Here is a 20,912-nt window from a genome sequence, read left to right on the forward strand (position 1 = left end):
GCGTACCGTGCCCCGCATGCGCGTCCTCGTCACCGGGGCCACCGGCTACATCGGCGGTCGTCTCGTCCCACGTCTCCTCGAAGCCGGTCACACCGTCCGCGTCTTCGTCCGCACGCCCCGGAAGCTGCAGGACGTCCCCTGGCACGACGACGTCGAGATCACCGCCGGCGACCTGCAGGACGCCGACGCCGTGCGCCGGGCCGTCACCGACATCGAGGCCGTCTACTACCTCGCCCACGCGATGGGGGCGGACGGCGACTTCGAGCGGGCCGAGCGGGACGCCGCCGAGACCATGGCGCGCGAGGCCTCGGCCGCCGGTGTGCGGCGGTTCGTGTACCTCGGCGGCCTGCACCCCGACGGCGAGCTCTCGAAGCACCTCCGCAGCCGCAAGGAGGTCGGGGACGTCCTGCTCCACTCCGGCGTCCCGACGATCGCGTACCAGGCCGGCGTGGTGATCGGGTCCGGGAGCACCTCGTTCGAGATGATCCGCCACGTCACCGACGTCCTGCCGTGGATGCCGGCGCCGCGGTGGGTCCGGAACCGCATCCAGCCGATCGCCGTCCGTGACGTCCTCTACTACCTCGTCAAGGCGCTCGACATCCCCGCCGACGTGAACCGCACGTTCGACATCGGCGGCCCGGACGTCCTCCGCTACGGGCAGATGCTCAACGGGTACGCGGTGGAGGCGAAGCTCCCGCAGCGCCCGATCTCGCCCCTGCCCGTCCTCACCCCGGGGCTCGCGGCGCACTGGTTCAACATCGTGACGCCGATCCCGCGGAAGCTCGCCAAGCCGATCATCGAGTCGCTCCAGTTCGAGTGCGTCCAGCGCGAGCACGACATCGACGACGTGGTGCCGCGGCCGGAGGGCGGGCTGACCGGGTACCGCCGCGCGGTCCGTCTCGCCCTGAGCCGCATGCGCACCGGCGAGGTCGAGACCAGTTGGCGGAACGCGACGCTCGCGGCCACACCGGCGGACCCGCTGCCGAGCGACCCGGACTGGGCCGGCCACACCGTCTACGTCGACGACCGCAAGCGCCACTCGGCCGCATCGGCGGACGACGTCTGGCGGGTCGTCGAGTCGATCGGCGGCGAGAACGGCTGGTACTCGTTCCCGCTCGCCTGGGTGGCCCGCGGGTGGATGGACAAGCTCGCCGGGGGAGTCGGCCTGAACCGCGGTCGCCGTGACCAGAAGCGCCTCGAACAGGGCGACGCCCTCGACTGGTGGCGCGTGGAGCGGCTCGAGCGCGGGCGCTACCTGCGACTGCGCGCCGAGTTCAAGTCCCCGGGCCGCGCCTGGCTCGAGATGACCGTGACCCCAGCGGACGACGGCGGCAGCGACTACCGGCAGCGGGCGATCTACTTCCCGCAGGGGCTCGCGGGCCGCCTGTACTGGTACTCGATCCTGCCGTTCCACGGCGTGATCTTCCCCGGGATGGTCGAGCGCATCACGGCGGCCGCCGAGCGGGAGTCCGAGCACACCGAGTCGACGGGGCGGAACTGGACCCAGCAGAATGGGAACCCGGAACCCGCACACGAGGAGGCAGCATGACCGAGGAACGCACGAGCGTCCTGTTCCTGGGCGACAGCATCACCGAGCAGGGGTCGTGGGACGCCTGGCTGCCCGACGAGCGGACCGTCAACCAGGGCATCGGCGGTGACACGACCGACGGGGTCCTCGCACGCCTGGACGCCGTCGTGGCCGAGCAGCCCGAGGTCATCGTCCTGCTCATCGGCACGAACGACTTCGGCAACCACCGCAAGAGCGTCGAGCACGTCGTCCGCGGGGTCGAGTCCGTACTCGTGACCCTCCGCCGCGAGCTCCCTGGCGTCCGCCTGCTCCTCGTCTCCATCCTGCCGCGTCAGGCGGAGTACACGGCGAAGATCGAGGAGGCGAACCGGCACCTCCGCCAGTTCGTCGCCACCTGCCACGCCCAGTACCTCGACGCGTGGCCGGCCCTCGCCGACGGCGACCACCTCGACGACCGGTTCACCGACGACGGACTGCACCTCACCGAGGACGGCTACCGGGCCTACGTCGCCGAGCTCGTGCCCGCGCTCGAACGGGTGCGCGAGCTCCCGCCGATGTCCCGGTCCATCCAGGCGATCGACCTCGACGGGGCCACCGCCTGATGGCAGGACGGAAGGGCCGACCACCGGCCGGATCGTCCCTGCACGGCGTGCCGGTGGGCGGGGCGGAGCCGACGCGGTCTGGCTCGGCGTCCGGCGGGGGAGCAGGACGCGAGCTGCCGCCGTTCACCCGGCCGGCCCTCGCCCCGTCGCTGATCGCGGCGATCGTGCTCCTCGCCTGCGTCGCGATCGTCGACTCGTCCGGCTTCGTGTTCGCCCGCTGGGGTGTCACCGTGCTCAGCCTCATCGTCCTCGTCTTCGCCGTGCGGGGGCGGACGTGGTGGGCGGCGCTCCTGATGGCGGCGATCGCCGTCTGCTGGAACCCGCTGGCGGTCGTGCCGATCCCCGGCGAGGTGTGGGCGGCACTGCAGCTCGTCGCGGCCGCACTGTTCATCGTCGTCGGCATCGTCGTGAAGGTGCCGCGCGAGGCGGAGGCGAGCCGCGCCTCCAGGCCCTAGCCCAGGCGACCGACGAGCGGACCGAGCGTCCGCGCGGACGGTAGGATGAGTCGCCGGGCAAACGGGTCCGGCGCACTGATCCGAAGGGTGTGGATGAGCAACGAGACCGAGCCGGTGACCGAGAGTCCTCTGCTGAACCCTCGACCGTCCTCCGGCGGTCTCGAACGTCCCGACGTCGTCGTGCGGAAGGGACGCCTGACGCTCGTCAACGGGCACCTGACGCCGCAGCAGTCGATGATCGAGGACCTCCTGTTCCTCGACGACGCCCTCACCGCCGGTGACGTGGACCACCTGCTCATCCGCGGCAACGACCAGCGGCCGGTGATCGCCCTCGACGAGCGCGACCGGCAGCGGGCGGAGAGCGCCGTGATGGCCGCCGCCGCGAACGAGCCCTTCTACGCGAAGCCTCCGGGGAAGCCCGCGGTGCTCGTCATCGACGACGGCCTCGGCTCCGTCGACGAGCCCGTCCTGCGCGTGTTCCGGCCGCGCCTCGAGCCGCTCGGACGCCTGCGCTACGGCGCCGAGACGAGTGTGCAGCTCGAGTTCTGGCGGGTCACCGACACCGAGGTCCTCGCGCCCGTCGAGAACGCCCTGATGCGCCGCAGCCTGCCCGTCGACGAGTTCGTGCTCGTCGACATCGAGCGGTACGGCCGCACCTGGCGCACGGTCGAGCACATGTTCGACGACCACGTGTCCGACATCCGGTTCCCGATCGACATCGTGTTCTCGTGGGTCGACGGCAACGCCATCGAGTACCAGCGCGCACGACAGGCAGCGCAGTCCGGTGCGGTCCTGGGCGAGGGCGACGACGCCCCCGCCCGCTTCCGCCAGATCGACGAGTTGAAGTACGCACTCCGGTCGGTGCACACGTTCGCGCCGTGGATCCGGCAGATCTACATCGCCACGGACTCCCCGGCGCCCGCCTGGCTCGCCGACCACCCCAAGGTGCGCATCGTCCGCTCCGAGGAGTTCTTCGCCGACCCCTCCGTCCTGCCGACGCACAACTCGCAGGCCGTCGAGTCGCAGCTGCACCACATCCCGGGCATCAGCGAGCACTTCATCTACTCGAACGACGACATGTTCTTCGGCCGCCTGGTCGACCCCTCGGTGTTCTTCAGCCCGGGCTCGGTGACGAAGTTCATCCTCGCGACGACGCGGATCGGCCTCGGGTCGAACAACCCGGCACGCAGCGGGTTCGAGAACTCCGCCCGGGTCAACCGCCGACTCCTGCAGCAGCGGTTCGGTGCGGTGACGACCCGGCACCTCGAGCACGCGCCGACCCCGCTGCGCGCCTCGATCATGACCGAGATGGAGCACGAGTTCGCCGACGAGTTCGCGGCCACCGCGGCCTCACGGTTCCGTGCTGCCGAGAACATCTCGGTGACGAACTCGCTGTACCACTACTACTCGCTGCTCACCGGCCGGGCGATCGTGCAGGAGAACGCCGAGGTGCGGTACATCGACACGACGATGCAGTCCGGTCTGCGGGCGCTCGGCGACCTGCTCAAGAAGCGGAACGCGGACTTCTTCTGCCTGAACGACGGGAGCTTCCCCGAGGTCAGCGACGAGGAGCGGACGCAGCGGGTGACGGACTTCCTCGAGAAGTACTTCCCGTTCCCGGCGCCGTGGGAGCGCCCCGCGGGCTGAGGCCGGACGCGCGCGAGCGCCACGCCGGCACATGGTGAGCAGAAATGGTCGGGTCCACAGTTCGGACCCGACCATTCCTGCTCACGAAGTGCGGCGGCCTACCGATGGACGGGGGAGACCGGCACGGAGTCGAGCGTGAACACCGGGATGCTCGACGTGACCGGCGCGGGTTCCGCCGCCGCCGGGATCGTCACGCCGGCCGCTGCGAGCCGAGCCTCGGTCTGGGCCGACGACACCGGCTCGCCGACCGTGGCGTAGTGCCCGATCGGCACGACCGAGTGCACCACGTTGTGGCCGTAGACGTGCACGAGGTTGAACGACTGCGCGCCGTCCTGTCCTCGGGTGCCGCCCTGGTACTCGGTGAGGTCCTGCGTGTAGCACGTGGCACTCGCGACCGACACCGGGATGCCCGCGAAGACGGCGCTCGTCGAGTAGTGCAGGTGGCCGGCGATGATGGCGATGACGTCACTGCCCTCGACCACCTCGGCCAGGGCGTCCTGGTCGCGGAGCTCGACCAGGACGGCGAGGTCCTGCACGCTCGGCACCGGCGGGTGGTGCATCGCCAGGATGGTGCCGTGCGGTGCCTGCTCCGACAGGACCTCGGCCAGCCAGTCGAGCTGCTCGGGGGAGACCTCGCCGTGGTGGGCACCGGGCACGCTCGTGTCGAGGGTGATCACCCGGAGGCCGTTGACGTCGTAGACGAAGTCGACCGGACGATCGGTCGGCTGGAGCCCGAACAGCTCCTGCCGGAAGGCGCCGCGCTCGTCGTGGTTGCCCATCGCCCAGATGACCTGTGCGCCGATCCGCCGCGCGGCCGGCTCGACGATGTCGCGGATGCGGGCGTACGCGCCGGGTTCGCCCTTGTCGGCGACGTCGCCCGTGACGACGATGGCCTCGGGACGCGTCCCCGACGACTCGATGTCGGCGATGATCTGGCCGAGCCGCGCAGCTGAGTCGACGTCACCGTAGAGGTCGCCGTCACCCGCCACGAGATGGGTGTCGCTGAGGTGGAGCAGGAAGTGGTTCGGCCTGGGGTGTTCGGCCGTCCGGCTGTCCATCGGGGTCTCATTCCGTTGGTCGGGTGCGTGGTGCAACACAGTGCCACACCGTCCTGGACGAGTCCAGCACGTGTCGGTGAATCGAACGTGAACGCGGCACGGCGTGTTCCCGCACGCACGACGGAACCCCCGCCACCGAGGTGACGGGGGTTCCGGTGCGCGGGGTACCTAGTGCTTCGACTCGACCGCGGGCGCTTCGTGTCCGGCTTCGAGGTCCGGGCCGTGGTGCGCGGCGTGCGCAGCCTCGAGCTCGGCCTTGGACACCGGGGTGATCCGGTCCTCGAAGAAGAAGCGCGACATGCTGGCGCGGGCCTTCTGCAGGCTCGAGATCTTGCCTCGGGCGTTCGGACGGATCATGAGCGGCTTGTACTCGTTGAACTGCAGGAGCTTCCAACGCTCGTACTCGTCGAGCTGCTCGTGCACCTCGATGTACTCGCCGTGGGGGAGTCGCACGATGCGTCCGGACTCGTACCCGTGCAGGACGATCTCGCGGTCCTTCTTCTGCAGGGCGAGGCACACGCGCTTCGTGATCCAGAAGGCGACGAACGGGCCGAGGACCGTCGTGGCCTGGATCACGTGGATGACGTGGTCGATCGACACGTAGAAGTGGGTCGCGATGATGTCCGACGACGCGGCGGCCCAGAGGCTCGCGTAGAGCGTGATGCCGGCGGCACCGAACGCCGTGCGGGTCGGGGCGTTGCGCGGGCGGTCGAGGATGTGGTGCTCACGCTTGTCGCCGGTGACCCAACCCTCGATGAAGGGGTAGATGAAGATGGCGAGGATGAGGAACACCAGCACCGCGATCGGCACGAGGATGTTGAACGACACCGTGTAGCCGAACCACACGACCTCCCAGTGCGGCGGCACCAGACGGAGCGCGCCGTCGGCGAAGCCGATGTACCAGTCGGGCTGGGTACCGGCGGACACCGGGGAGGGGTCGTACGGGCCGTAGTTCCAGATCGGGTTGATCGTGAACAGCGACGCGATGAGGGCGAGGATGCCCGCGACGATGAAGAAGAACCCACCGGCCTTCGCCGCGAACGCCGGGAGGATCGGCACGCCGACGACGTTCTCGTTCGTCTTGCCGGGGCCGGCGAACTGCGTGTGCTTGTTGATGACGACCAGCACGAGGTGGACGCCGAGCACCGCGACGAGGATCGCCGGGAGCAGCAGGATGTGCAGCGTGTAGAGGCGGCCGACGATGTCGGTCCCCGGGAACTCCCCGCCGAAGAGCAGGTAGGCGATCCAGACGCCGATGACCGGCACACCCTCGATCATGCCGACGATGATGCGCAGACCGTTGCCGGAGAGCAGGTCGTCGGGGAGCGAGTAGCCCGTGAAGCCCTCGGCCATGGCCAGGACCCACAGGATGAAGCCGAACACCCAGTTGAGCTCACGCGGCTTGCGGAAGGCACCGGTGAAGAACACGCGGGCCATGTGCAGCATGATCGAGGCCACGAACAGCAGGGCCGCCCAGTGGTGGATCTGCCGGACGAAGAGCCCGCCGCGGATGTCGAACGAGATGTTGAGCGTCGACTGCAGTGCGGTCGACATCTCGATGCCCTTCAGCGGGACGTACGAGCCGTGGTAGACCACCTCGGCCATGGACGCCTGGAAGAAGAACGTGAGGAAGGTACCGGACAGCAGGACGACGACGAAGCTGTACAGCGCCACCTCGCCGAGCATGAAGCTCCAGTGGTCGGGGAAGATCTTGCGCCCGACCTCCTTCACGAGGCCCGAGATGCTCGTGCGCTCGTCGATGTAGTTGGCGACCCCGCCGATGATGCGGGATCCGCGCTCCGGTGCCGGCTTGGTGGTCGACGACGCGGGTGCGTTGGTGGTCGTGCTGCTCATCAGCGTTCACGCTCCCAGAAGGACGGGCCGACGGGCTCGTGGAAGTCGCTCTGCGCAACCAGGTAGCCGTCGTCGTCGATCGCGATCGGAAGTTGGGGGAGGGGGCGTGCCGCCGGCCCGAAGATGACCTCGCAGTTGTTCGAGACATCGAAGGTCGACTGGTGGCACGGGCAGAGCAGGTGGTGCGTCTGCTGTTCGTACAGGGCGACCGGGCATCCGACGTGGGTGCAGATCTTCGAGTACGCGACGATGCCGTCGTAGCCCCAGTTCTCGTGGCCCTTGGAGGGGTTGAGGTCCTTGGGGTCGAGGCGCATGAGGAGGACGGAGGCCTTGGCCTTCTCCTCGAGCATGTCCTCCTTGTCGAGCATGCCGTCCGGGATGACGTGGAACACCGAACCGATGGTCACGTCGGACGCCTTGATCGGCAGACCCGTCGGGTCCTTCGTCAGGCGCGTGCCCTTCGCCCACATGGTGTGGCGGAGGAGTTCGTTCGGATCGGCCGCGGGCGCGAGGTCGCGCACGAGGACGATGCCCGGGAGGGGGAAGGCCGCCAGGGCGCCGATCATCGAGTTGCGGATCAGCTTGCGACGGCTGAAGCCGGACTCCTTGTCGGCGAGCTGGAACGCCTCGACCGCCTTGGCACGGGTCGCGTCGGTGCCGCGGGTGCCGTGGCGGAGCTCGGTGATCTCGCGGTCCACCACGAGCGACTTCGACCAGTACACGGCACCGAGCCCCAGCGCGAGCAGGGCGAGGGCGATCGAGAGGCCGAGCCAGAGGTTGGCGGTCCGGACGGTCCCGAAGTCGTCGGAGTCGATCGGGAAGGCGACGTAGGCCGCGATCGCGAGGACACTGCCCACGATCGACAGGTAGAAGAACGTGGCGACCTGACGCTCGGCCAGGCGCTGCTTCTTCGGGTCGACGTCGGTGCGGCGTGCGCGGTGCGGCGGCTCGCCCGGGTTCTCGAACGGGTCCGTCGGCAGGACCGCGATCCCGGCCGAGGTGGTGGTCGTGCCGTGCTTCTCGACAGCCGAGGACGAGTTCAGTGCCTCGTCGTCGTGCTCTGCCATGGTGTTCCCTTCAGTGTCGTTCGACACGGACGATCAGTTGGACTTCGCGGTCAGCCAGACGGTCATCGCGACGACCGCGCCGAGTCCGAAGATCCAGATGAACAGACCCTCTGCCACCGGGCCGAGGGAGCCGAGTGCGAACCCGCCGGGCGACTTGTTGTCCTGCACGTACTTGAGGTACGTGATGATGTCGGCCTTCTGCTCGGGGGTGAGGTTCAGGTCGTTGAACACCGGCATGTTCTGCGGGCCAGTGACCATGGCCTCGTAGATGTGCTTGCCGGACACCGACTGCAGGTTCGGCGCGTACTTGCCCTCGGTCAGGGCACCACCGGCGCCGGCCACGTTGTGGCACATGGCGCAGTTGATGCGGAAGAGCTCCGCACCTTCGGCGGCGTCGCCGTCCTCGCCGTTGGTCAGGCTCTCGGAGGGGACCGCCGGGCCGGGGCCGAGCGACGCGACGTACTCGGCGAGTGCGTCGATCTGCTCGTCCGTGAACTGCGCGGGCTTCTCTTCGGCCTGGGGACCCTGGGCGGCCATCGGCATGCGGCCGGTGCCGACCTGGAAGTCGACCGACGCGGCACCGACACCGATGAGGGACGGACCCTCGCTGGTGCCCTGCGCGGAGAGGCCGTGGCAGGTGGCGCAGTTCGAGGCGAAGAGCTTCTGGCCCTCGTTCACCTTCGACTGGCTCGAGGCCGCCACGGTGCTCGTGCTGTCGTCGGCGTTCGCCGTGGAGCTGAACAGCGCGTACGCACCGCCGGTGGTCATGAGACCGACGACGATGAGCGACACGGTCGCCATCGGTGAACGGCGGCCCTTCTTGGACTTGGTTCTGTTGAACATGCGGTGGGGGCTATCCAGTTCCTACTTGAGAAGGTAGATGACGGCGAAGAGGCCGATCCAGACGACGTCGACGAAGTGCCAGTAGTACGACACGACGATCGCGGTGGTCGCTTCCTTGTGACCGAAGTTCTTGGCGGCGAACCCGCGGCCGAGCGTCAGCAGGAAGGCGATGAGGCCACCCGTGACGTGCAGACCGTGGAACCCGGTGGTCATGTAGAAGGCCGAACCGTAGGCGCTGGAGGAGAGCGTCACGCCCTCGTGCCAGAGGTTCGCGTACTCGAAGATCTGGCCGCAGACGAAGATCGCGCCCATGCAGTACGTGACGAAGAACCACTCCGTCATGCCCCAGTCCTTGGGGTTCCAGCTCGTCCGGTGCACCTGGAAGCGCTCGGCCGCGAAGACCGCGAACTGGCAGGCGAAGCTGGACAGCACCAGGATGATCGTGTTCACCGAGGCGAAGGGCACCTCGAGCTTGGCGGTCTCGGTCGCCCAGAGTTCGGGCGAGGTGCTGCGCAACGTGAAGTAGATCGCGAACAGGCCGGCGAAGAACATGACCTCGCTGCCCAGCCACACGATCGTCCCCACGGCAACGGCGTTCGGCCTGTTCAGGACCGGACCGCTGGCGGATCTGGAGAGAGGGGTGCTAGTCACAGACTCCATTATGGCCGAAACCACGGACAGTGTTTTCGCAGCCAACTGGCGGGTCTCTCGAATTCACTACGATCAGAGCATGCTCGACGCTCTCACCTGGCCTGCCGTGATCAGCGCGCTCATGGCGCGCGAAGACCTGACGATCAGCCAGTCCACATGGGCCATGCAGGAGATCGTGGCAGGTCGGGCCACCCCGGCGCAGATCGCCGCCTTCGTCGTGGCCCTCCGCGCGAAGGGCGAGACCGTCGACGAGGTCGTCGGTTTCCGCGACGCGATCCTCGACGCGGCCGTCCCGCTCGACGTCGACCCGATGGCACTGGACATCGTGGGCACCGGCGGCGACGTCGTCGGCACGGTGAACGTCTCGACGATGAGCGCGATCGTGATCGCCGCCGCGGGTGTCCCCGTCGTGAAGCACGGCAACAAGGCGAGCTCCTCGAAGTCCGGGTCGAGCGACGTCCTCGCCGCACTCGGACTCGACCTGACGATGGACGCCGCGCGTGTCGCGGACACGTTCCGGCGTGTCGGACTGACCTTCGCGTTCGCGAGCGCCTTCCACCCCGGGTTCGCGCACGCCGGACCCGTCCGCCGCGAGATCGGCGTCCCGACGGTGTTCAACTTCCTCGGTCCGCTCGTCAACCCCGCACGGTGCGAGGCGAACGCCGTGGGCGTGGCGCAGCTCGAGCTCGTCCCGATCATCACGGGCGTGTTCCGGACCCGCGGGGCGACCGCGCTCGTGTTCCGCGGCGACGACGGCCTCGACGAGCTGACGACGACCGGGCACAGCCACATCTGGGAGGTCACCGGCGGCCGCGTCACCGAGCACGACCTCGACCCGCGCGACCTCGGGATCGCCCGGGCCCGCATCGAGGACCTGCTCGGCGGCGACCCCGAGCACAACGCCGCCGTGGTGCACCGCGTCCTCGCGGGGGAGACCGGCCCCGTCCGTGACATCGTCCTGCTCAACGCCGCCGCCGGCCTGGTGTCCTTCCGCCTGGCGGAGGACCCGGCCGAGGTCGACCGCCCGATCCTGCAGCGCTTCCGCGAGCAGCTGGTCGTCGCGGCCGACGCGATCGACTCGGGCGCCGCCGCGCGCAAGCTGGCCGACTGGGTGGGCGCGACCCCCGTCGCGTGAGCGCAGACGCAACACAGCGGAGGCGCGGTGCCGGTCCGTGGGACCGGCACCGCGCCTCCAGGCGGTCACCTCAGGACAGGACTACTGGACGTCCTCGTCGACCCAGTCGAACGTCTTCGTGACGGCCTTCTTCCAGAGGCGCAGGGTGCGCTCGCGCTCGGCTTCGTCGAGCTGCGGCTCCCAACGCTTGTCCTCCTGCCAGTTGGCACGGAGCTCGTCGAGGTTCGCCCAGAACCCGACCGCGAGCCCGGCCGCGTAGGCCGCGCCGAGCGCCGTCGTCTCCGCGACGACCGGACGGACCACCGGCACGTTCAGGATGTCCGCCTGGAACTGCATGAGCGCGTCGTTGGCGGTCATGCCGCCGTCGACCTTGAGCTCGGTGAGGTCCACACCGGAGTCCGCGTTGACGGCGTCGAGGACCTCGCGGGTCTGCAGCGCCGTCGCCTCGAGGGCGGCGCGGGCGATGTGACCCTTGTTGACGTAGCGGGTGAGGCCGACGATGGCACCGCGGGCATCCGGACGCCAGTACGGCGCGAAGAGCCCCGAGAACGCCGGGACGAAGTACACGCCGCCGTTGTCCTCGACGGTCTTGGCGAGGGCCTCGACCTCCGGGGCGCTGCCGATCAGGCCGAGGTTGTCGCGGAGCCACTGGATCAGCGAGCCCGTGACGGCGATCGACCCCTCGAGCGCGTAGTGCGTCTCCTGGTCGCCGAGCTTGTAGCCGACGGTCGTGAGCAGCCCGTTCTCCGAGCGGACGATCTCCGTGCCCGTGTTGAAGATGAGGAAGTTGCCCGTGCCGTAGGTGTTCTTCGACTCGCCCTGGTCGAAGGCCGCCTGGCCGAACGTCGCGGCCTGCTGGTCGCCGAGGATGCCGGCGATCGGGACCTCGCGGAGGAGGTTCGAGGACTCGACGTGGCCGTAGACCTCGGAGGAGCTGACGATCTCGGGGAGCATCGACTTCGGCACGCCGAAGTCGGCGAGGATGTCGTCGCGCCACTCGAGCGTCTCGAGGTCCATGAACAGCGTGCGGGACGCGTTCGTGACGTCCGTCTTGTGGACGCCGCCGTCGACGCCACCGGTCAGGTTCCAGAGGACCCAGGTGTCGGTGGTGCCGAAGAGCAGGTCGCCCGCCTCGGCCTTCTCGCGCGCACCCTCGACGTTCTCGAGGATCCAGACGATCTTGGTGCCGGCGAAGTACGTCGCCAGCGGCAGACCGACGACCGACTTGTAGCGGTCGGTGTCGCCGGCGGCGAGCTTGTCGACGATCGACTGCGTGCGGGTGTCCTGCCAGACGATCGCGTTGTAGACCGGCTTGCCGGTGTTCTTGTCCCAGACCACCGCGGTCTCGCGCTGGTTGGTGATGCCGACCGCCGCGACGTCGTGGCGGGTGATGTCGGCGCGGGACAGCGCCTGGCCGATGACCTCACGGGTGTTGTCCCAGATCTCCGACGGGTCGTGCTCGACCCACCCGGCACGCGGGAAGATCTGCTCGTGCTCCTTCTGTCCGACGGACACGATCGAGCCGGAGTGGTCGAAGACGATCGCTCGGGTGGAGGTCGTGCCCTGGTCGATGGCGACGATGTAGTCGGCCATTGGTGCTCCTAACGGTCTTGCTCGGGTGGGTGTGGTGAGGGTGGATCAGGCGAGGGGCAGGAGTGCGTACGACAGCCCGGCTGCGAGGGCACCACCGACGAGGGGGCCGACGACCGGCACCCAGGCGTAGGCCCAGTCGCTCGAGCCCTTGCCCTTGATCGGCAGGAAGGCGTGCGCGATGCGGGGGCCGAGGTCACGTGCAGGGTTGATCGCGTAGCCGGTCGGGCCACCGAGGCTGACACCGATCGCGATCACGAGGAAGGCGACCGGGACGGCGCCGAGCTCGGCCGGGGTCTTGCCGTTGGTGAAGGCGATGACCACGAAGACGAGCACGAAGGTGCCGATGATCTCGGTGACGAGGTTCCAGCCGTACGTGCGGATCGCCGGGCCGGTGGAGAAGACGCCGAGCTTCGCGGCCGCGTCGGGTTCCTCGTCGAAGTGCTGCTTGTAGGCCAGCCAGACGATGACCGCACCGATGATCGCGCCGATCAGCTGGGCGAGCCAGTAGAGGAACATCTCACCGATGGTGATGTTGCCCAGGATGGCCTGCGCGAGGCTCACCGCGGGGTTGAGCTGGCCGCCGGACTTGTACGACACGGTGACACCGGCGAAGACCGCGAAGCCCCAACCGATCGTCACCATGAGGAAGCCGGCTCCGAAGCCCTTGGACTTCGTCAGCGAGACAGCGGCGACGACGCCGCCACCCAGGATGATGAGCATCGCCGTGCCGACGAGCTCGGAGAGGAAATTGACGCCGATGCCGTCCATCGGTGACCTCCAGTGCGTGAGGGTGGGGGTCCGGTGGTACAGCGCCGGCACTCCCCGTTGAGTGATTGGGGCCGAGCATACTGACGGGCATCGACGGATGGCGATGCATTCGTGAGGGAAGTGCGCGATTGTGCACGAACGTGCATGCACGGTGTGCGCCCGCGCATCCGAGGCCGGTGGGCCGCCCCCGGGTCGGTGCACGAACGTGCACACGGGGGGAACGCTCGCCCGGGGCGGCGATGTAGATTGAGGGCACTCCGGTCGACGACGGCGGTGCTGCCTCGCGATCGCCCGCACTCCGTGGAGGTCAGCATGAAGAAGCTCATCAACGATCCGCAGGCCGTGGTCGACGAGACCGTGCGCGGGTTCGCCCGTGCCCACGCCGGCCACGTCGTGCTGGTCGAGGACCCGATCCACATCCACCGCGCGGACGCCCCGGTGTCCGGCAAGGTCGGGATCGTCAGCGGCGGGGGCAGCGGACACGAGCCGCTGCACGCCGGGTTCGTCGGGTACGGCATGCTCGACGCCGCGGTGCCGGGGCCGGTGTTCACGAGTCCCACACCGGACCCGATCGTCGCCGCGACGAAGGCCGTGGACGGGGGAGCCGGCGTGCTCCACATCGTGAAGAACTACACCGGCGACGTCCTCAACTTCGAGACCGCCGCCGAACTCGCCGGCATGGACGACGTCCGGGTCGAGTCCGTCGTGGTGGACGACGACGTCGCCGTGCAGGACTCGCTCTACACGGCCGGCCGACGCGGGGTCGCCGGCACCGTCGTCGTCGAGAAGTGCGCGGGCGCCGCAGCCGAGCGGGGGGACGACCTCGACGCCGTCGCCGCCGTCGCCCGGCACGTGAACGACGTCACGCGCTCGATGGGGCTCGCGCTCGCCTCCGGCACCGTCCCGCACGCCGGCGAGCCGTCGTTCACCCTCGCCGACGACGAGGTCGAGCTCGGGATCGGCATCCACGGCGAGCCCGGCCGCGAACGCATCCCGATGGCCCCGGCCGACGAGCTCGTGGACCGCGTGCTCGAACCGATCCTCACCGACCTCGCCGCTCCCGCCGGGTCGAAGCTGCTGCTCCTCGTGAACGGCATGGGCGGCACGCCCCTCTCCGAGCTCTACATCGCCTACCGACGCGCCGCCGAGGTCCTCACCGACCGCGGGTTCGACGTCACGCGTAGCCTGGTCGGCGACTACGTGACATCCCTCGAGATGCAGGGGTTCTCGCTCACCGTCACGGTGCTCGACGACGAACTCACCGCCCTCTGGGACGCACCGGTGGAGACCCCGGCACTGCGCTGGGGACGCTGAACCCACCGCACCACGACCCGGCCCGTGAACGGAGCCGGACGCAGGAAGGAACACGAATTGGCGCTCGACACCGCATGGGCCATCGACTGGGTCCGACGCACCGCCGCGACGATCGACGAGCACCGGGCCGAGCTCGTCACGCTCGACCGGGAGATCGGCGACGGCGACCACGGTGAGAACCTCGACCGCGGCTTCCGTGCCGTGCTCGAGGCCGTGGACGCCGGTTCGTTCGACACCCCCGGAGCCGTGCTCAAGGTCGTCGCGACGAAGCTCATCTCGACGGTCGGCGGTGCCGCGGGTCCGCTGTTCGGGACCGCGTACCTCAAGGCCGCACAGGCCGCCGGGGACGCCGCGGAGCTCGACGCCGACACGCTCGTCCAGGTGCTGACCGCTGCCCGCGACGGCATCGTGTCCCGGGGCAAGGCGGCCGTCGGCGACAAGACCATGGTCGACGCCTGGTCGCCCGCGGTCGACGCCGCCGGCGCCGCGGCCGCCGCCGGGGACAGCCCGGAGCAGGTGCTCGCCGCCGCCGCCGACGCGGCCGTCACCGGCGCGGAGTCGACCGACCCGCTGGTCGCCCACAAGGGCCGCGCGAGCTACCTCGGCGAACGTGCCGTCGGGCACCGCGACCCGGGCGCGCAGTCCACCGTGTACATCCTCCGCGCGGCCGTGGACGCCGCGTGACCGTCGGGATCCTGATCGTCTCGCACAGCGCGGCGATCGCGACCGGCACCGTCGAGCTCGCCCGGCAGATGGCGGCGGACGTCCCGCTCGTGGCCGCCGGCGGCACCGACGACGGCGGCATCGGCACCTCGTTCGAGGCCATCACGGCCGGCATCGAGGAACTCGCCGACGCCGAGGCGGTGGTCGTCCTGTGCGACCTCGGCTCCGCGTACCTGACCACCGACACGGCGCTCGACTTCCTCGACGACGACGTCCGGGCGCGCGTGCACGTCTCGCAGGCCCCGCTGGTCGAGGGCGCGGTCGCCGCGGCCGTCGCCGCACAGACCGGTGGCGACGTCGACGCGGTCCTGGCCGCTGCCGCGTCTGCCGCAGGCTCCGAGGCGGACGCGAGTCGCGCCTCCAGTCCGTCCGGCGACGGTCCAGGAGGCGCGGTGCCGGTCTCCGGGACCGGCTCCGTCGACGACGTGGCCGCGTCCGAGACGGTGGAACTCGTGAACGAGAGCGGCCTGCACGCCCGGCCCGCCGCGGAGTTCGTGAAGACGGCCGCCAAGTTCGACGCCGAGGTCCGGGTCAACGGGGTGGACGCGAAGAGCCTGCTCGCGATCATGGCGCTTGCACTGCCCAGGGGGGCGTCGGTGACCATCGAGGGGACCGGAGCCGACGCGCAGGACGCGGTCGACGCGCTCGTGGCGCTCGTGCGGTCCGGCTTCGGCGAGTAGGGCGCTGCGCCTCCTGCGGGTCAGGTGATCGAGACGGTGCCGGCGAGGTCGAGGTCGGACGGTCCGCCGGTGACCCCGGCGTCGGCGAGCAGCGTGGCGCCGAACACCGCGCTCCAGAACGTCCGTGCGTCGCGTCCGACGCCGCTCCGGCTCGTCCAGCCGTGTTCGGTGACGACCCGCTCGAGGTAGCGCTCCGACTGCCGGAACAGCACCTGCAGGAGCAGCCGCACTCGCTCGCGTTGCGCGGCGTCGTCGCCCGCGCTCGCGAGGGCCCGCACGACGAGCGGCGTCGACGGCATCGCGAGGGCGGTGCGGGCGAGGACCTGCCGGAACGCCTCGGCGCTCGTGGCGCGACGCCCGGCTGCCTGCAACCGGGTCGTGTCGCGCAGGAACAGCGCGAACGCGGCGTCGAGCACCAGTCGGTCCTTGGATCCGTAGTGGTGCGTGATCTGGTTCGGGTACACGTCCGCGGCCCGGGCGATCTCGCTCACGGTCACCGTCCGGTGCTCGGTCGGGCCGCCGGTCCCGCTGAGCAGTCCGGCGGTCGCGGCGAGGATCCGCGCCCGGGTCGCTGCCCCGCGCGGGGTGCCCGGGGCGTCGCTCGTGGTTGCCATACCGGAATTGTACGTGGTACAACTCAACTTGTTCAACGTACAAGAAGGAGTCTCCCGTGCACATCTCCATCACCGGCTACGGAGCGGTGTCGCCGTTCGGCCACGGCGTCGACACGCTCTGGGACGCCCTGGTCGCCGGCCGCTCCGGCGTGCACGACCTCGACCGGACCGGCACGCACTGGGACCAGGTCCCGATCCGTGTCGGCGCCGCCGCCGCACTCGACGCGGACGGAGCACTCGGGCGGGTCCGGGCGAACCGGCTCGACCGCAGCCAGCAGCTCGCGCTCGTCGCGGCGGAGGAGGCCTGGGCGGACGCCGGCGCCCCGACGGTCGAGGGGGACCGGCTCGCCGTCGTCGTCGGCACCGGGATCGGGGGAGTGGAGACGCTCCTCGACGCCCACGACGTGCTCGGCACCGCTGGCGCCCGTCGCGTGTCACCCCGCACCGTCCCGATGCTCATGGCGAACGCCGCCGCGGCGCAGATCAGCATCGCGTTCGGTGCACGGGCCGGGGCGTACACGACCGTGTCCGCCTGCGCCTCCGGGGCCGAGGCGATCGCGACGGCCGCGCGGTTGATCGTCACGGGGGAGGCCGACGTCGTCATCGCCGGTGGGACCGAGGCGGCCGTGACGCCGGTGACCATGGCGTCCTTCGCGCAGTCGCAGGCCCTCGCGAAGCCCGGCGACGACGACCCGACGACGCTCTCCCGCCCCTTCGACGCATCCCGCCGCGGGTTCGTGCTCGGCGAGGGCGCCGGGTTCGTCGTGCTCGAGCGGGCCGACCACGCCGCTGCCCGCACCCAGCGCTCGCACGGGACCCTCGCCGGATGGGGCATCACCTCGGACGCGTTCCACATCACCGCACCCCTGGCGGACGGGTCCGAGCAGGAGCGGGCGATGACCGCGGCGATCCGGATGGCCGGGCTGACGGGTACCGACATCGACCACGTCAACGCACACGCGACCGGCACCCCGGTCGGCGACGTCGGCGAGGCCGCTGCGATCGCTCGCGCGGTCGGTACCGGGGCCGTCGTGACCGCGCCGAAGGGGGCCATCGGGCACATGTTCGGGGCAGCCGGGGCCGTCGAGTCGATCCTGGCCGTGCGGGCGATCGAGACCGGGCTCGTGCCGGCGACGTTGAACCTGGAGCACCTCGACCCGGCGGTCGAGCTCGACGTGGTCGCCGGGGCCGCGCGGGAGGTGCCGATCCGGACGGCGCTGAACAACTCGTTCGGCTTCGGTGGGCAGAACGCGTCGCTGGTGTTCACCGCGGCGTGACCCGGCTGCGAGACGGCGGACCCCTCCCGCCATGACCAGGATACGGCCGGACCGGGGGCTTGCCGCAAGACCCCCGTCGTGCCCCACAATCGACCCTCGTGTCAACGCCGTACCCCGTCTTCGACCTCCCCGAACGCCTCGCCGACAAGGCCGATCCGGCCCTGATCGCCGACGACGAGCGGCACTTCGCCGCGATCGCCGCCACCCTCGACGCCTCGACCACGACGCTCACCCGACGCCTCGACGAGCTCCGCCGGACCCGAGCGGGCGGCGGGGAGTACACGGTGGAGCGCGATGCCGAGGTGCGCCGGGTCACCCGCGAGCTCACGGCACTCCGGCGGTACGGCCTCGACCTGTGCATCGGGAGGATGGTGTTCGCCGACCGCCCGCACCCCGTCTACGTCGGCCGCTCGGGGCTCACCGACGACGACCTCGAGCGGCTGCTGGTCGACTGGCGCTCGGCGACCGCGGAACCGTTCTTCGCGGCGTCGCACGGCGATCCCCGTGGCCTGGTGAGCCGGCGACGCTACCGCTGGCAGCGCGGTCGGATCGTGGACTACTGGGACGAGGCCTTCACCGACGAGGGCCTGCTGCACACCGCAGCGCTGGACGACCAATCGGCGTTCGTCGCGAGTCTCGGCACCAGCCGCAGCCCGCGGATGCGGGACGTGCTCGGGACGATCCAGTCCGACCAGGACGCCGTGATCCGCGCGGACTCGGCCGGAGCACTCGTGGTGGACGGCGGCCCGGGGACCGGCAAGACCGTCGTCGCGCTGCACCGGGCGGCGTACCTGCTCTACGCCGACCCACGCGTGTCGCCGCGGCACGGGGGCGTGCTGTTCGTCGGGCCGACGCACGGGCACCTCGACTACGTCGGGGACGTGCTGCCGGCACTCGGCGAGGACGGGGTGCAGCTCGCGACCGTGACGGACCTGGTGCCCGACGGCGCCGACGTCCCCGACGAGGCAGATCCGGACGTCGCGGCGATCAAGGCGGGTACGGCGCTGACCCGGGCGGTCGAGCGTGCGGTGCGCGGGTACGAGCAGCCGCCGGAGCGGACGGTCGTCGTCGAGACGGACTGGGCGGACGTGCCGATCACGCCCGACGACTGGGCCGACGCGTTCGACGCGGCGGACCCGGGCGACCCGCACAACGCCGCACGCTCCGACGTCTGGGAGGCGCTGCTCGAGATCGTGACCAACCGCCTGGCGGGAGCGGCCCCACCCAGGGCGATCCGCGCCTCCGTGGACGACAACGACGTCCTGCGTGACGCGTTCCGCCGGGCGTGGCCCGTGCTCGACCCGGACGGTGTCGTCGCGGACCTGCTCGCGGTGCCCGACCACCTGGCGCGGTGCGCGCCCGACCTCACCGCAGCCGACCGCGCACGCCTGCACCGCCCGGACGCCCGCGCGTGGACCCGGTCCGACCTGCCCGTGCTCGACGCCGCACGTCGACGGATCGGGGACCCGGCCGCTCCGGCCCGGGAGCGGCGTGCTGCGGCCGCCAGGGCCGCCGAACGCGAGCGGATGGACCGGGTGATCGAGGACCTCGTCGCGAACGACGACTCCGAGCTGCAGCTCATGAGCATGCTGCGCGGTGCGGACGCACGGAACAGCCTCGACGACGACGCGGTGACGGCGGCACCGGACGCCGATGCCTTCGCGGGACCGTTCGCCCACGTCGTCGTCGACGAGGCACAGGAGCTCACGGACGCGGAGTGGCTGATGCTGCTGCGGCGCTGCCCGAGCCGGAGCCTCACGGTCGTGGGGGACCGGACCCAGGCACGGGAGCCGTTCACCGAGTCGTGGGAGGACCGGCTCGACCGGATCGGGCTCCGGGACGTCCGGACCGCGCGCCTCCGGATCAACTACCGCACGCCGTCCGAGGTGATGGCGGTCGCCGAACCCGTCATCCGCGCAGCCGTGCCGGACGCGAACGTGCCGACCTCGATCCGCGACCCCGGCGTGCCGGTGCAGTACGGGTCCGCGGACGAGCGGGACGTGGTCCTGGACAGGTGGGCCGCGGCGAGCGCCGACGGGATCGCGTGCGTGGTCGGCGACGCCGGGTACGCGGGGACGGACCGGATCCGTTCCCTGTCCCCGGAGGCGACGAAGGGTCTCGAGTTCGACCTCGTCGTCCTGGTGGACCCGGAGCGGTGGCGCCCGGTCGACCGCTACGTGGCGATGACCCGGGCGACCCAACGACTGGTCGTGCTCAGCTCGGCGTGAGTTCCTGCAGGCCGGTGACGCGAAGGAGGTCGAGCTTCGCGGCGTCCTCGGTGCTGGGGACCGCCGTGTAGACGACGATGCGGAGGTCCCCACCCGGCACGCTCAGGACGTCGCAGTCGATCTCGATCGGGCCGACGGGGGAGTGCACGCGCTTGCGGCTCGCCCGGTGCTCGGCGACGCGTCCGGTGTCCCAGCGGCGCTCGAACTCGGGGGACTCGAGACGGAGGCGTGCCACGAGCTCGGCGAGGTCCCGGTCGGCGGGGTACCGTCCGACGGCGGCGCGGAGGTCGGCGGCGAGGTCGCTGGAGAACTCCTCCTGGTGCTCGTCGTCCCACTCGACCTCGTCGTGGCCGTGCATGAAGTGTCGCCACACGAGGTTCCGGTCGATGCCGGTGTACCGGGAGGGGTCACCGGTGAGCGCTGCCCAGAGGTCGTTCCACAGAACGATGTCGTGCGCGGCGGTGAACACGGCGAGGGGGACGTCGCCGAGGCGGTCGACGATGCGCTGCACGCCCGGGGTGACGTGCCGGGGGACGACCCGGCGCGACGGCGGCGCGGACCCTGCGACGCGGCAGAGGTGGTCGCGTTCCTCCTCGGTGAGACGGAGCGCGGTGGCGAGTGAGCCGAGCAACTGCGGCGACGGGTTCGTCGCGCGTCCCTGCTCGAGGCGGACGACGTAGTCGACGCTCACCCCGGCGAGCGCAGCGAGCTCCTCGCGACGGAGACCCGGCGTCCGTCGACCGGGCCCGGCCGGCAGGCCGACCGCTTCGGGACGGACCCGGTCGCGCCAGGAACGCAGCACACTCGCGAACTCGCTCATGCCCACCATCCTCGACCCGCGCCTCCCGGCCTGCCTGGTACTGGTGGTCCCACTG

19 protein-coding genes are annotated in these 20,912 nt (G+C 70.6%); 10 read left to right on the forward strand and 9 right to left on the reverse strand.

From position 1 onward, the window contains the following. Positions 1-16: 16 nt before the first annotated feature. The 4 genes from BIV03_RS03555 to BIV03_RS03570 all read left to right on the forward strand — a co-directional run bounded on the left by BIV03_RS03555 (position 17) and on the right by BIV03_RS03570 (position 4,232). Positions 17-1,549, forward strand: a complete 1,533-nt coding sequence (locus tag BIV03_RS03555; RefSeq protein ID WP_071294683.1) for an SDR family oxidoreductase — start codon at positions 17-19, stop codon at positions 1,547-1,549. Beyond that, the gene (locus tag BIV03_RS03560) at positions 1,546-2,130 is read left to right on the forward strand and encodes a GDSL-type esterase/lipase family protein (protein WP_071294684.1); all 585 of its coding nucleotides are present in this window, start codon (positions 1,546-1,548) and stop codon (positions 2,128-2,130) included. The genes BIV03_RS03555 and BIV03_RS03560 overlap by 4 nt, the downstream gene beginning before the upstream one ends. Continuing rightward, a complete protein-coding gene (locus tag BIV03_RS03565) occupies positions 2,130-2,585 on the forward strand; it encodes a DUF6804 family protein (RefSeq protein ID WP_175475690.1) in 456 nt (151 codons plus the stop codon). The genes BIV03_RS03560 and BIV03_RS03565 overlap by 1 nt, the downstream gene beginning before the upstream one ends. A 93-nt stretch (positions 2,586-2,678) precedes the next feature. Further along, positions 2,679-4,232, forward strand: coding sequence for a stealth conserved region 3 domain-containing protein (locus BIV03_RS03570; protein ID WP_071294685.1), 1,554 nt, complete (start codon positions 2,679-2,681; stop codon positions 4,230-4,232). 98 nt (positions 4,233-4,330) lie between these two features. Here BIV03_RS03570 and BIV03_RS03575 read toward each other — a convergent pair whose 3' ends face one another. The 5 genes from BIV03_RS03575 to BIV03_RS03595 form a co-directional block, all read right to left on the reverse strand. Further along, entirely contained in the window at positions 4,331-5,290 is a 960-nt protein-coding gene (locus tag BIV03_RS03575) for a phosphodiesterase (RefSeq protein WP_071294686.1), read from the reverse strand. A gap of 168 nt (positions 5,291-5,458) precedes the next feature. Then, positions 5,459-7,144 carry a cytochrome bc complex cytochrome b subunit gene (locus BIV03_RS03580; protein ID WP_070418986.1) on the reverse strand — a complete coding sequence of 562 codons (1,686 nt, stop codon included), beginning with the start codon at positions 7,142-7,144 and terminating at the stop codon, positions 5,459-5,461. Further along, positions 7,144-8,211, reverse strand: a complete 1,068-nt coding sequence (locus BIV03_RS03585; protein WP_070418987.1) for a ubiquinol-cytochrome c reductase iron-sulfur subunit — start codon at positions 8,209-8,211, stop codon at positions 7,144-7,146. Before BIV03_RS03585 ends, BIV03_RS03580 begins: the two co-directional genes overlap by 1 nt. Before the next feature lie 33 nt (positions 8,212-8,244). Further along, positions 8,245-9,054 (reverse strand): cytochrome c, encoded by an 810-nt coding sequence (locus BIV03_RS03590; RefSeq protein WP_071294687.1) that lies wholly within the window; start codon positions 9,052-9,054, stop codon positions 8,245-8,247. A 21-nt stretch (positions 9,055-9,075) separates the two neighbouring features. Next, positions 9,076-9,714 (reverse strand): heme-copper oxidase subunit III, encoded by a 639-nt coding sequence (locus BIV03_RS03595; protein WP_031260857.1) that lies wholly within the window; start codon positions 9,712-9,714, stop codon positions 9,076-9,078. A 70-nt stretch (positions 9,715-9,784) separates the two neighbouring features. Between BIV03_RS03595 and trpD the strand changes: the two genes are divergently transcribed. Continuing rightward, a complete protein-coding gene (trpD, locus tag BIV03_RS03600) occupies positions 9,785-10,840 on the forward strand; it encodes an anthranilate phosphoribosyltransferase (protein WP_071294688.1) in 1,056 nt (351 codons plus the stop codon). A gap of 81 nt (positions 10,841-10,921) precedes the next feature. Here the strand turns inward: trpD and glpK are convergent, their stop codons facing one another. Both glpK and BIV03_RS03610 read right to left on the reverse strand, forming a co-directional pair. Beyond that, positions 10,922-12,433, reverse strand: coding sequence for a glycerol kinase GlpK (glpK, locus tag BIV03_RS03605; protein WP_071294689.1), 1,512 nt, complete (start codon positions 12,431-12,433; stop codon positions 10,922-10,924). Positions 12,434-12,478: 45 nt separating this feature from the next. Beyond that, positions 12,479-13,201 (reverse strand): MIP/aquaporin family protein, encoded by a 723-nt coding sequence (locus BIV03_RS03610; RefSeq protein ID WP_071294690.1) that lies wholly within the window; start codon positions 13,199-13,201, stop codon positions 12,479-12,481. Positions 13,202-13,513: 312 nt separating this feature from the next. Here BIV03_RS03610 and dhaK point away from each other — a divergent pair, with 312 nt between their 5' ends. Genes dhaK through dhaM form a run of 3 tightly spaced genes read left to right on the forward strand, consistent with a single transcriptional unit; the run spans position 13,514 to position 15,918 of the window. After that, complete coding sequence (gene dhaK / locus BIV03_RS03615; protein WP_070419595.1) at positions 13,514-14,515, forward strand: dihydroxyacetone kinase subunit DhaK; 1,002 nt, start codon at positions 13,514-13,516, stop codon at positions 14,513-14,515. A gap of 57 nt (positions 14,516-14,572) precedes the next feature. Next, complete coding sequence (dhaL, locus tag BIV03_RS03620; RefSeq protein WP_070418992.1) at positions 14,573-15,199, forward strand: dihydroxyacetone kinase subunit DhaL; 627 nt, start codon at positions 14,573-14,575, stop codon at positions 15,197-15,199. Further along, the gene (gene dhaM, locus BIV03_RS03625; protein WP_071294691.1) at positions 15,196-15,918 is read left to right on the forward strand and encodes a dihydroxyacetone kinase phosphoryl donor subunit DhaM; all 723 of its coding nucleotides are present in this window, start codon (positions 15,196-15,198) and stop codon (positions 15,916-15,918) included. Before dhaL ends, dhaM begins: the two co-directional genes overlap by 4 nt. Positions 15,919-15,938: 20 nt before the next feature. Here dhaM and BIV03_RS03630 read toward each other — a convergent pair whose 3' ends face one another. After that, a complete protein-coding gene (locus tag BIV03_RS03630) occupies positions 15,939-16,532 on the reverse strand; it encodes a TetR/AcrR family transcriptional regulator C-terminal domain-containing protein (RefSeq protein ID WP_071294692.1) in 594 nt (197 codons plus the stop codon). A 56-nt stretch (positions 16,533-16,588) separates the two neighbouring features. Here BIV03_RS03630 and BIV03_RS03635 point away from each other — a divergent pair, with 56 nt between their 5' ends. Continuing rightward, positions 16,589-17,809, forward strand: a complete 1,221-nt coding sequence (locus tag BIV03_RS03635) for a beta-ketoacyl synthase (protein WP_071294693.1) — start codon at positions 16,589-16,591, stop codon at positions 17,807-17,809. Between the two features lie 98 nt (positions 17,810-17,907). Next, the gene (helR, locus tag BIV03_RS03640; protein WP_071294694.1) at positions 17,908-20,037 is read left to right on the forward strand and encodes an RNA polymerase recycling motor ATPase HelR; all 2,130 of its coding nucleotides are present in this window, start codon (positions 17,908-17,910) and stop codon (positions 20,035-20,037) included. Here the strand turns inward: helR and BIV03_RS03645 are convergent. Next, complete coding sequence (locus BIV03_RS03645; protein WP_071294695.1) at positions 20,024-20,857, reverse strand: helix-turn-helix transcriptional regulator; 834 nt, start codon at positions 20,855-20,857, stop codon at positions 20,024-20,026. The genes helR and BIV03_RS03645 overlap by 14 nt on opposite strands. Between the last annotated feature and the right edge of the window lie 55 nt (positions 20,858-20,912).

The organism is Curtobacterium sp. MCBA15_016, assembly GCF_001865105.1.
GTDB lineage: Bacteria > Actinomycetota > Actinomycetes > Actinomycetales > Microbacteriaceae > Curtobacterium.